This is a genomic window from Vibrio sp. GJ43-1 (genome assembly GCF_055808835.1).
In genome coordinates, this window is the sequence record NZ_CM147884.1 from 3,393,842 (window position 1) to 3,405,927 (window position 12,086).

Sequence of the window (12,086 nt, forward strand, 5' to 3'; positions counted from 1 at the left end):
ATTGTTTTACCTAAGTTTTTAACCACTCAAATCCGCTTTGAATATCATGGGTACTTTGCCTAAATTAGTCCCATAGTCCCCGTAAGATAAGAGGACAACGGAATGCTTTCTCTATCAATGAAAAAAACGGTCGCGACAGAACGGGGAATTCCGCTACAAGGCAACCATCATCGTGAAGAAAAAGCAGGCAATAATACACAGAGAATTAAGAACTTTCAAAAAGAAAGAGCTGACGACAACCTACGCCCTCAGAAGCGCAATCACAGCTGAGGTGTCTGGTATCAACCCGCTTGAAACCCTCCCTCGAAACACTACCCCTTAATAAATTCATGACTGCTAAGGATTTAACTGATTTGCTGAATAGGACTGTGCCGTATTTAATGCCATGTCATCGATAGGCTTAATGACTGGCAACTAAGCTCCAACAATAGCACTACTCGAAACCTGTATTGTCTTTTTCTCTGTTAAGCTGATTTACAGCTGTGGTGATAGCTTCATCCCCTCTTTATATCTAACCCTTCTTTGCTTAATACAAGGAAGGGTTGCCATGTTCTTTTTACTGCCCAACCTGTACAACGACTCTTCGCTCACCACTATCCAATAAAACCAGCTTGGGTTCCCAAGCCCCACAAAAAACATAAAATATTGAAAAATATAAATAAAAAACACAAAAACCAAGCATCACTCTCAAAAAAGTAGCCTATACACTTAGCAATAGGAGTATTTGGCCTATGATGATCCTTTTACTTATAGAGCTGTACATAAGTCGTTAAATATCTCTTCAGAATTAGTCGACTCAAAGTATGACTTTTGATCTCACCTCGAAGTTGACCAATAATCTATGTGACCGAAGCATCGCAATCCATGAATCTATCTGTCGTTCCCCACACGACAATAACGATCTGAGTAGGGAAATAGTATAAGATGTAGGGATATCGCTTAGGTAGGTGGTCATGTGAATCAACAGTTAATCCAACAAGTCGAAGATATTTGTGCCGCTCGTGGTGTTCGCTTAACGCCACAACGTCGCAGTGTTTTTGTTCTAATTTGTGAAAATAAAAAGGCATCAAGTGCTTATGAGCTACTGGAGCAATTAAAGGCCAGTGAACCCAAAGCCAAACCGCCAACCGTATATCGCGCTCTTGATTTTTTATTGGAGCAAGGGTTTATCCATCGCGTGGAATCAACAAACAGCTTTGTCTCATGCTGTTCATTTGGCGAACATAAGCATTTTTCTCATCTTCTGATTTGTGACAAATGCGGCAATGTCGTTGAACTACAAGATGATAATCTGATAGCCTTGTTGAATAGCAACGTTGATAAATATGGCTTTCAATATTCCAACCACGTTATAGAATCTCATGGTACTTGTCAGACGTGTTCGTCATTGGAAGATCACACTTAGATAGAAGAAGTTATGCGCGCTGAATTTGTAAACCCGTTTTTAGCCTCACTCATGAATGTGCTAAAAACAATGGCTTCAATGGAGATAAAGCCATTAAAACCCAGAATTAAAAAAGATGAGGTAGCACGTGGAGACGTGTCCGGCCTTATTGGAATGGTAGGAACGCAATCTCGCGGATCCATGTCTATTACCTTTGAAGAAGGGTTGGCATTGGAAATCATGCAAAAAATGTTGGGCGAACGCCCTCATGGTTTAAATGAAGAAGTGACCGATATGGTCGGTGAAATCACCAACATGGTCACTGGCGGAGCAAAACGTATCCTTGCAGAGAAAGGCTTCGATTTTGACATGGCCACCCCTGTGGTTGTTTCAGGGAAAGGACATACCATTCGACACAAGTGTGATGGTGCCATCATCATCATGCCATTTACCTCAGAATGGGGTAACGCATTTATTGAAATTTGTTTCGAATAGTCATTCCTTTCGAAGGCACCATCTTTCGCGGAATCTTGTCGAATAAACACCACTTTGCCCAACCATAAAAAATGCCAGTCCTTAGATGTGACTGGCATTTTCCTTATTAAGCGAGTTAACCGTATAAGCGATTAAGAGCTTAATCTCCCGCAACTTTCATTGACTCAATCAAGATTGAACCGTATTTGAATCTGCGAGCGGGTTTCAACGTCACTACCAACAGCTACAATGTTTTTAAACATCGTCTCCAAATTAGAAGCGACCGTAATTTCAGATACAGGGTATTGGATCTCTCCATTTTCAACCCAGAATCCAGCAGCCCCGCGTGAGTAATCACCCGTGACAGTATTGACTCCCTGCCCCATAACTTCTGTGACTAACAAACCAGTGCCGAGGGTTTTCAGCATCGCTTCAAAATCTTGTCCGGTATTTTTGACATACCAGTTATGAATACCGCCAGCATGGCCAGTTGGTGTCATATTCATTTTGCGCGCCGCATAACTGGTTAACAAATACGTTGCCAGTTTCCCATCTTTAATAATTTCTAGGTCTTGAGTAAACACCCCTTCACTATCGAATGGGCTAGACGCTAAACCGCGAAGCACATGTGGCTTTTCTTCAACTTGAAACCACTCAGGTAAAATTGTCTCACCCAGTTTATCAAGTAAAAATGACGATTTTCGATATAGATTTCCACCACTAATCGCCATGACTAGATGGCCCATCAAGCTTCATTGCCACATCATTGGCAAATAACACGGGGTACTTTCCGGTTTTTATTTTCTGAGGGTCTAATCTTTGAATGGTTTTGGATGCCGCTTCTTTGCCAACTCGCTCTGGAGACCAAAGATCATCAATGTGGCGGGCAAGCGTGTAGCTATAATCACGCTCCATATCACCATTTTTACCCTGGCCGATCACGCTACAGCTGATACTGTGGCGGCTAGACGCATAGCCAGCAAGCAAGCCGTGACTATTGCCATAAACCTTAACGCCATAATGACTGTCATAACTCGCGCCGTCGCTTTGCTTAATCTTATCACTGTAAGATAATGCCGCTTTTTCTGCTTCAATGGCTCGCTGTGCTGCAACATCAGGATTCGGTTCATCAGGATGGAAAAGATCAAGGTCTGGAATATTTGAGACCATCAACTCTTTCGGTGCAGGTCCTGCAAACGGATCTTCTGACGTATATTGTGCAATATCCAGTGCTGCAGCAACAGTCTGCGCAATGGCTTTTTCACTCAGATCTGATGTCGAGGCACTACCTTTGCGCTGACCTCGGTATACCGTGATGCCAAGAGCACCATCACTGTTAAACTCAACGTTTTCCACTTCGCACATACGTGTTGAGACGCTTAGTCCGGTACTTTTTGTAATGGCGACTTCCGCGGCGTCGGCACTCACAGATGCCATGTCCAAAGCTTTTGCTACCGCGGCTTCCAGCTCAGCTTGCTGCTGAGCGACTTGCTCTCTTACGTCCATAATCCATCTAACTTTTATCAATTATCTTTGCCTAGAATAACAAGCTTTTCGCTTTCTCCCCAGATTTCTTGCTAAAATAGGCAATATTCGTAACGAGATAGTGATATAGGCAGAAAACATGGCTCGCAAAAATCAGAAAGCACCGTGGGAAGAAGAAGAAGAAATCATTTGGGTAAGTCGAACCGAAATGAAAAACGACATGGAAGCGTTACAAAAACTAGGCGAAGAGCTTGTCGGGTTAAAACCTTCCGTGTTGGCGAAATTCCCGCTGAGCGATGACCTAAGAGACGCAATCAAAGACGCGCAACGTTTTAAAAATGAAGCACGCCGTCGACAGTTACAATACATTGGCAAAGTCATGCGTAATGTTGATCCGGAGCCTATTCAAGCCGCACTGGATAAAATCCGCAATAAGCACTCTCAACAAACAGCAGCATTGCATAAGTTGGAAGAGCTAAGGGACAAGATTGTAGAAGAAGGCGATTCAGCGATTGCGGAAGCCTTAGACTCGTATCCAGACCTTGACCGCCAACGCTTGCGCCAACTTGCTCGTCAAGCGAAGAAAGAGAAATCAGCCTCTAAGCCAGCTAAAGCGTTTCGTGAAATTTTCCAAATGCTAAAAGCGGAAGAAGAAGCAAAAGAAGAAGCGCTAGCACAAGAACAAGACCAAAACAGCTAGAGTCAATTTAAGCAGTGAGAGCGAACTCGCTCTCACTGCTTTCTTCACTCTTTTTATCACCGCACCACATCGCCGATTTTAATGCTGAGCCGCAAGAACAAATTTGGCCAACTCAGCGTGGTCATGATGACTGTTCAATGCCTCAATGTTACCCACCACCGAAATACTCCCCTTAGAAAGATAAGCAAAACGATGAGCAATTGCCTTTGCGTCATTCAAGTGATGCGTCACCATGACAACCGTAATAGCATTGTCCTCAGCCAGATTTTTTACCACCGACAGCATCTCTTTCCTCAACAATGGATCGAGCGCAGAAAAAGGTTCATCTAATAGCCACAATGGCCGAGATTGAACAAAACACCGAGCTAAGGCTACCCGTTGCTTCTGCCCCCAGATAGCTCTGAAGGTAAGCGAGATAAGTAGTCTTGTAACCCCACTTTGCTTGCCGCTTCCTTTACTTTCTTCAGGACTTCAGGCGTTCGTTTAAGTGAAGGGTGAATACCAAGAACAATATTGTCTTGAACGGTAAGATGCTCAAAAAGGTTATTATCTTGAAATAGCATCGCCAGCGGTCGCTGATGAGGCTCCAATGGCAACATTGACTGCCCTCCGATAAGGATCTCACCGGATTCCGGTTCGCAAAAGCCAGACACCATTGCCAGTAATGTTGATTTACCCGCACCACTTGGCCCAATTAATGACAATATTTCGCCTTGTTTGACCCCTAAGGTGAACTCAAACCATTCTTGATGATAGCGATATCTTGTTTGCTTTAATTCCAGCATCATGTTTATTGCGACTCCCGATGTCTATTTTTCACTACTAGGCGATCGGTCAGTGCGAACATCCCAATACTTATCGTAAATAACACCAATGAAACCACCGCAGCGGCCTGCATTTGATAACTTCCCAAGAGTTGATAAAGGTACAAGGGAAGCGTTTTAAAATCTTGACTACCAAACAATGCAATCACGGTTAAATCCCCTAACGAAAGGATAAAACTCATTGAAAATGCATGCAGCAATGGCGCTCTTAACGCTCGCCACTCCATACTAAAGAATCGCGCAATCCCTAAGATACCAAGACTCTGCCAAAGTAGATGATACTGGGTTGCCAATTGAAGCATGGGCTGACTGAGCGTTTTAATCACAAACGGCAGAGCCATTAACGCGTTAACCATGACAACAATCACCACGGCCAAACTAAATACATCCGTCATACCACGCAACATCAAGAATGTTGCCGTGCTCAGTACTAGTGCAGGTGTCACCAGTATCACTGTACCAACCAATTCCATTTTATCGGCAAGGCGGGAGCGCTCTTTCAGCCGCAACATTCGCGTGGAACTCACTATCAAGACGCCCACAATCAAAGCAATCACCGCGGAGAACATCGCCACTTGCAAAGACGAAAATAACGACTGCCAAAATATCGTATCCGTTAATACCGTATAGGCTTTGTGATTCAATCCACTAAGGACCACCATCAATAAAGGCGGTATGACAAGCAATAGACTTGCGATGATCCAAAAAGCATCCCAAAGCCGCTTATTCCAGGTATCTGATGATTGAATCGGCGCGGCATGACAAAAAGTGCTCGCCCCCTCCAATACTTTACTAAAGCGTCCTACAAGCAAGACCAATACGGAGCAAATAGCCATTTGCCACATTGCCAATACCGCCCCAACTTGCAAATCAAAGTCGAACTTAATCGCTTGATAGATAGCCAGCTCAATCGTCGTCGCTTTCGGTCCTCCTCCCAATGCCATGACCGTCGCGAAACTGGTAAAGCAAAGCATGAAAACGAGCCCCACAACATGAGGTAGATGTTGCTTAAGTCTTGGCCATTCAACAAACTTAAAACAATTCCAACTTCCCATGCCCAAATGTTTTGCCAGCCTACGCTGTTCACTAGGAACGCTCTCAATCGTCATTAATAATAATCGAGTAGCAAAGGGGAGGTTAAAAAACACATGCGCAATTAAAATGCCATTTAATCCGTAAATGGAAAAAGGCAATTCAATGTTAAATAACGCTAAGAACTGAGCGAGAACTCCCTGATTGCCATACACGGACAAAATACCAAACACCCCAACAAGAACGGGGAGAACAAGGGTGGTTCCAAACACTTTAAGAAGAAAACTTCGGCCGAAAAATCGACGACGCGACAGCGCATGTGCAACAGGCAAAGCCAAGCCAACACTCAAGCCTGTAGAAAGAGTGGCTTGATAGAGGCTAAATTTGGCGACATGAAGATAGTAGCTATCCGTAATTAAATCACTGAAATTGGCAAGTGATGAATAAGATAACAACGTCCAAAGCGATGCCACCACATAACTTGCGATGATGATGACAATGACAATGCCTGTTTTTGGTGTACGTATCACATAGACCTCGAAAAAAAGCGGCCCAGTAATATAGGCCGCTATATAAAAGTGTTTAACTCAACCAGTTTGGCTTTAGTCTATCACTGGATCACCAAGACTATTGGATAAGCGCAGACTGCCACTCACGAATCCAAGCTTTACGGTTTTTTGCGACTTCATCTGGCGTAAAGGTCAGCGATTTACTCGGTACAGTAAGTGCCTCAAACCCTGTAGGTAGCTCACGATCCACAACGGGATACATCCAGTTGCCTGTTGGAATTTGAGACTGAAAATCATCAGACACGACAAACTGCATAAACTCATCGGCTAATTTGTCGTTTTTGGTATTGGCAACCTTCGCGGCGACCTCGACTTGGGTATAGTGCCCTTCCACGAAGTCAGCGGCAGCGAATCGAGCATCTTGCTCAGCGATTAGGTGATAAGCTGGCGATGTGGTGTACGATAATACCAAATCGGCCTCGCCTTCTAAAAACATGGAATACGCTTCAGACCATCCTTTTGTCACGGTAACGGTTTTTTTCGCTAACTGCTGCCACGCGGCACTGGCGTCATCGCCATACACAGACTTCATCCATAACAGTAAACCTTGCCCAGGCGTCGAGGTTCTTGGATCTTGGTAAATCACACTAAGATCATCACGATCTTCAATCAGCGCTTTAAGACTGGTAGGTGGCGTTTTTACTTTGTCTTTGTTGTACACAAACGCAAAGTACCCGTAATCGAAGGGGACAAACACGTCGTCACTCCAGCCATTGGGCAATACTAAATTATCGGTATCAACCTTGTGGTTCGCGAGTAGACCTGACGCTTTAGCTTCGCTCATTAAATTATTATCAAGACCTAACACCACATCCGCTTTTGAGGAAGCACCTTCAAGGCGTAAACGATTCAGGATCGACACACCATCATCCAAAGCCACCAATTGCAACTCACAATCACATTGAGCTTCGAACGCTTTTTTAATCGCAGGACCTGGCCCCCAGTCTGACGCAAAAGAGTCATAGGTATAAACCGTTAATGTCGATGCACTTGCCACTTGTGTGAGCGCCAGAAGGGAAGTAGCAATGGCTACTTTAGATAAACGGATGCAGTTCACTCATTCTATCCTTAGTTATTGTTTTATCGTCCAAACAGCCTTTGCACCGAAGTATCAGTAGCAACGTTTCAGTAGCAACGTTTCAGTAGCAAAATCTTCATAACAACATTGATGATGAATTGTAACCGCTGCATCACATATTCACCATCCTTATTCCTTTATCTTTGGTCGTACCCCCAACGCGGTACCAAAGCTTGCTCAATGCCCATGTGATCGAGTACTCGCGCGACAATAAAATCAACCAAATCATCAATGCTCTTAGGTTGATGATAAAATCCAGGCGCTGCTGGCATAATCGTTACACCCATGGTGGACAGTTTATGCATATTCTCCAAATGCAATGTCGAGAACGGCGTTTCACGCACGACCAACAACAACTGCCCACGCTCTTTCAATACTACATCAGCAGCACGTTCAATAAGGTTGTCAGACATACCGTGAGCAATGGCAGCCACACTGCCAGCAGAGCATGGGCAAATGATCATTTGCTTAGGCGCTGCAGAGCCCGATGCGACAGGGGAAAACCAATCCTCCTTGCCACACACCACAAGCTTATCTGGTTCGCAATTAAGGCGCGCCACCAGCTGCTTATGAGCTGCATCAGGACCACTAGGTAATTTGATATCATGCTCTGTTGCTAAGACCACTCGCGCCGCTGAAGAAATTAATAAGTGCACGGTATAATCCGCCGCTAAAAGACATTCCAGCAACCTCATTCCATAAGGTGCGCCAGAAGCACCCAGTAAACGCGAGCGTGATAGCCTTGTTGGTTGCGTTCATTAAGCCAATCTCTCTAATAGTTTCTGATGAATACCACCAAACCCACCGTTACTCATTACCAGAATTTGGTCACCAGCTTGCGCTTTAGATTGAATCGCTGCGACTAACTCATCCACGCTGTCTCTAATTACTACTGGCTGAGAACAGCTAGCGGCGATATCGTTGACGGACCAGTCAATGTTATCCGGTTGCAGCAAAAACACCTCATCGGCATGCTGAAGAGAATCGGCAAGTTTATCTTTATGAACACCTCGCTTCATCGTGGCAGAGCGAGGCTCTAATACCGCTAAAATACGCTTTTCACCCACCTTATTCCTCAACCCTTCAAGGGTGAGTTGTATTGCCGTAGGGTGATGTGCAAAATCATCATAAATTTCAATCTGGTTCACTTCGCCTTTGAATTCAAGGCGACGCTTGGTATTAATAAACTTAGCTAATGCAGCACAGGCAAGCTCAGGCGTCACACCGACATGCCTTGCGCCAGCAATAGCCATCAGTGCATTATCCACGTTATGATCACCGACCAAATCCCACTTCACTTCCCCCACTTTGTCGCCATGTAAGTAAACATCAAAATGAGACCCATCTTTATGTTGTTTTAGCGCATTCCAGTCGGCTGAAGCTCCGGTATGCTCGACCTCACTCCAACAACCTCGTCCTAGCACATCTTGAATTGCGCTATCACCTGCCGGAGCTAAGATTCGACCATTCCCCGGCACCGTGCGTACCAAGTGATGGAACTGACGTTTTATCGCTTCAAGATCATCAAAGATATCCGCATGGTCAAACTCAAGATTGTTCATGATTAGGGTTCGTGGATGGTAATGAACGAACTTGGATCGCTTGTCAAAGAAGGCGCTGTCGTACTCATCAGCCTCGACAACAAAAAACATCGACTCACCTAGCCTCGCCGACTGACCAAAATTGCCCAGAACGCCTCCGACTAAAAAGCCTGGCTGATAGCCACACTCCTCTAAAATCCAACTTAACATGCTCGACGTGGTGGTTTTACCATGAGTTCCAGACACAGCAATAACCCAGCGGTCGTGAAGCAAGAACTCTTGTAACCATTGAGGACCCGAGGTGTATTTGAGATTTCGATTCAATACATACTCAACACAAGGGTTACCGCGACTCATTGCATTACCGATCACCACTAAATCTGGCGCAGGATCCAACTGACTAGGGTCGAAGCCCTCAATAATTTCAATCCCCTGAGACTCAAGAAGTGTGCTCATAGGGGGATACACGTTAGCATCACTACCAGTGACTCGATGACCTAACTGTTGAGCTAGAACGGCAGCGCCACCCATAAAGGTGCCACAGATACCAAGAATATGAATATGCATGTTGGGTTCTCTATTGTTCACAGTGCTTCTTTTTGCTTTCGCTATATATACCCAAACCACGCGATAAAAGCGAGGAAGTTAACAGTTACGCGGCATTTTGTGACTTCCATCATACAAACACCCTATTTGTAAGGTTACTTCATTACCATTAAAAAGTTCTGCCCCCTACAATATTCCATGTGTGTAGATGAATACCCCCAACTCGTTCACTCACACTTCTCCCCCAAGATAATAGTTAGCAGATTAAAGGAAAGACCATGTCTGAAATGCGCACCCTAGGCGAATTTATTGTTGAGAAACAAAACGACTTCCCCCATGCCAGTGGTGATTTATCATCCCTTATCTCTTCAATTCGACTTGCCGCAAAAATTGTAAACCGAGAAATTAATAAAGCAGGCCTTGTCGATATCACCTGGTGCAGTAGGTACTGAGAACGTACAAGGTGAAGCACAGCAAAAGCTGGATCTTTATGCTAATGATAAATTTAAAGCGGCACTTGAAGCTCGTGACCAAGTTTGTGGTGTTGCCAGTGAAGAAGAAGATGAAGCTGTAGCCTTTAATAAAGAACTGAATAAGAACGCAAAATACGTCGTGCTAATGGATCCTCTTGATGGTTCTTCTAACATCGATGTAAACGTATCTGTCGGCACTATCTTCTCCATCTACCGTCGAGTCTCACCAATTGGTACGCCTCCCACTCAAGAAGATTTTTTACAGCCAGGAAATAAACAAGTCGCTGCTGGTTATGTTGTCTATGGTTCTTCAACGATGCTGGTTTACACCACAGGTAAAGGCGTCAACGGTTTCACCTACGATCCCTCTATCGGTACCTTCTGTCTATCCCATGAAAACATGATGATTCCTGAAGATGGTTCGATCTATTCCATTAACGAAGGTAACTACATCCGCTTCCCTATGGGCGTGAAAAAATACATCAAGTACTGCCAAGAAAATGAGCCAAGTGAAAACCGCCCATATACCTCGCGCTATATCGGTTCTTTGGTGTCAGATTTCCACCGCAACCTGTTAAAAGGCGGTATTTATCTGTACCCGAGTACGCAAAGCCACCCGAGCGGAAAGCTTCGTTTGCTGTATGAGTGCAACCCAATGGCCTTCATTATGGAACAAGCTGGCGGAACAGCCTCTGATGGTAATCAGCGTATTATGGATGTTAAGCCAACAGAACTTCACCAGCGAGTGCCTTTCTTTGTAGGCTCAAAACGTATGGTAGAAAAGGTTGAATCTTTCTTGGAAGAATACCCAGAACAATAAATTTTCTACAAATTAAACAAATTAGAAGTGCCTCTCAGTGAGGCACTTTTTTGTTTTAATTTTCAGCGTATATACTTTATTTAACCCATTTGAATGATAACGCCTATCCTTAATATCTATAGGGATTTAGAATCAAGAAGGAAGATCCAAATGAGCTTAAACCACGTACCTGTCGGTAAGTCACTACCTGATGATATTTATGTCGTCATTGAGATCCCAGCTAACGCCGATCCGATAAAATATGAAGTAGATAAAGATTCTGGCGCAGTGTTTGTCGACCGATTTATGTCCGCACCTATGTTTTATCCCTGCAACTATGGTTATGTTAACGACACGCTTTCACTCGATGGCGACCCTGTGGATGTTCTCGTACCAACACCGTATCCACTCATCCCAGGTTCTGTCATTCGCTGTCGCCCAGTGGGCGTTCTGAAAATGACGGATGAATCGGGCGAAGATGCTAAAATTTTTGCTGTTCCGCACAGCAAAATATCAAAAGAGTACGAACACATCCAAGATGTAAATGATATTCCTGAGCTACTTAAAGCCCAAATTACCCAGTTTTTTGAGCGTTATAAAGAACTAGAGCCAGGTAAATGGGTAAAAGTAGAAGGGTGGGCTGATATTCACGCCGCTCGAGAGGAAATCATCAGCTCCTATGACCGAGCACAACAAAAATAGTCACCATCAAAAAGCGCTCTTTATGAGCGCTTTTTGATTATACTCACTTAACGCTGGAACATCATTCTATCAGCGCTTAGCTCTAGATTGCTTCCCTCGCCAATATTCTTCCAAATAGGTACGGCTAACATCTTGGCAAATCCCGTAGTAAATCTTACCACTCAACCCCAAAACAAATGGGTCCTGCTGGCAATACGTCTCCTTTCCTAACGCATACCCCATTTGATATTGCTTATATTGAGCAGGACTCAAAGAGGGCGTATCCTGCTCCAACTCACTACGATCTTTGATAACGTAGCCTTTCATGGCCCAAGCTTGGCCAAACTCTTGCCATGCTTGGTTATCCTCACCTGTTGGTGGCTGTAATTGAACACACCCTACCATCAGTAGCCCTAAAATCAGCACGCTATAATTTTTCATGGCTAACCTCACGCAAACTTTCAGCTTAGTTAATCGGTCTTATAACTTATTAACTGTAG

General features: G+C 44.3%; 9 protein-coding genes and 4 pseudogenes. 6 read left to right on the top strand and 7 right to left on the bottom strand.

Features of this window, described 5'->3' with window-relative positions; all coding sequences use genetic code 11:
* Positions 1–102 precede the first annotated feature (102 nt).
* The 3 genes from AC0L66_RS16125 (at position 103) to AC0L66_RS16135 (ending at position 1,879) form a co-directional block, all read left to right on the top strand.
* On the top strand, positions 103–270 hold the full coding sequence (locus AC0L66_RS16125; RefSeq protein ID WP_265677654.1) for a hypothetical protein: 168 nt from the start codon (positions 103–105) through the stop codon (positions 268–270).
* Positions 271–955: 685 nt separating this feature from the next.
* Positions 956–1,405 (top strand): zinc uptake transcriptional repressor Zur, encoded by a 450-nt coding sequence (zur, locus tag AC0L66_RS16130; RefSeq protein ID WP_428754783.1) that lies wholly within the window; start codon positions 956–958, stop codon positions 1,403–1,405.
* 12 nt (positions 1,406–1,417) lie between these two features.
* Positions 1,418–1,879, top strand: coding sequence for a chemotaxis protein CheX (locus AC0L66_RS16135; RefSeq protein WP_250619358.1), 462 nt, complete (start codon positions 1,418–1,420; stop codon positions 1,877–1,879).
* Positions 1,880–2,018: 139 nt separating this feature from the next.
* Here the strand turns inward: AC0L66_RS16135 and pmbA are convergent.
* Positions 2,019–3,364 (bottom strand): annotated as a pseudogene (gene pmbA, locus AC0L66_RS16140) (metalloprotease PmbA).
* A gap of 118 nt (positions 3,365–3,482) precedes the next feature.
* Here pmbA and yjgA point away from each other — a divergent pair.
* On the top strand, positions 3,483–4,043 hold the full coding sequence (gene yjgA, locus AC0L66_RS16145) for a ribosome biogenesis factor YjgA (protein WP_265677656.1): 561 nt from the start codon (positions 3,483–3,485) through the stop codon (positions 4,041–4,043).
* Positions 4,044–4,121: 78 nt separating this feature from the next.
* Here the strand turns inward: yjgA and thiQ are convergent.
* From thiQ to mpl, 5 genes and pseudogenes are all read right to left on the bottom strand, one after another.
* Positions 4,122–4,828 (bottom strand): annotated as a pseudogene (thiQ, locus tag AC0L66_RS16150) (thiamine ABC transporter ATP-binding protein).
* Positions 4,829–4,833: 5 nt separating this feature from the next.
* A complete protein-coding gene (gene thiP / locus AC0L66_RS16155; RefSeq protein ID WP_473567918.1) occupies positions 4,834–6,429 on the bottom strand; it encodes a thiamine/thiamine pyrophosphate ABC transporter permease in 1,596 nt (531 codons plus the stop codon).
* A 97-nt stretch (positions 6,430–6,526) separates the two neighbouring features.
* Complete coding sequence (gene thiB / locus AC0L66_RS16160; RefSeq protein ID WP_473569285.1) at positions 6,527–7,516, bottom strand: thiamine ABC transporter substrate binding subunit; 990 nt, start codon at positions 7,514–7,516, stop codon at positions 6,527–6,529.
* A gap of 167 nt (positions 7,517–7,683) precedes the next feature.
* Positions 7,684–8,305, bottom strand: a pseudogene (locus AC0L66_RS16165) (flavin prenyltransferase UbiX).
* The gene (gene mpl, locus AC0L66_RS16170) at positions 8,305–9,654 is read right to left on the bottom strand and encodes a UDP-N-acetylmuramate:L-alanyl-gamma-D-glutamyl-meso-diaminopimelate ligase (protein ID WP_473569286.1); all 1,350 of its coding nucleotides are present in this window, start codon (positions 9,652–9,654) and stop codon (positions 8,305–8,307) included. The pseudogene AC0L66_RS16165 and the gene mpl overlap by 1 nt, the downstream one beginning before the upstream one ends.
* A gap of 257 nt (positions 9,655–9,911) precedes the next feature.
* Between mpl and fbp the strand changes: the two are divergent.
* Both fbp and ppa read left to right on the top strand, forming a co-directional pair.
* A pseudogene (fbp, locus tag AC0L66_RS16175) lies at positions 9,912–10,926 on the top strand (class 1 fructose-bisphosphatase).
* Positions 10,927–11,076: 150 nt separating this feature from the next.
* On the top strand, positions 11,077–11,607 hold the full coding sequence (gene ppa, locus AC0L66_RS16180) for an inorganic diphosphatase (protein WP_473567920.1): 531 nt from the start codon (positions 11,077–11,079) through the stop codon (positions 11,605–11,607).
* A gap of 69 nt (positions 11,608–11,676) precedes the next feature.
* On the opposite strand, the gene AC0L66_RS16185 is transcribed toward ppa, so the two are convergent.
* The gene (locus tag AC0L66_RS16185; protein WP_473567922.1) at positions 11,677–12,027 is read right to left on the bottom strand and encodes a DUF2799 domain-containing protein; all 351 of its coding nucleotides are present in this window, start codon (positions 12,025–12,027) and stop codon (positions 11,677–11,679) included.
* Between the last annotated feature and the right edge of the window lie 59 nt (positions 12,028–12,086).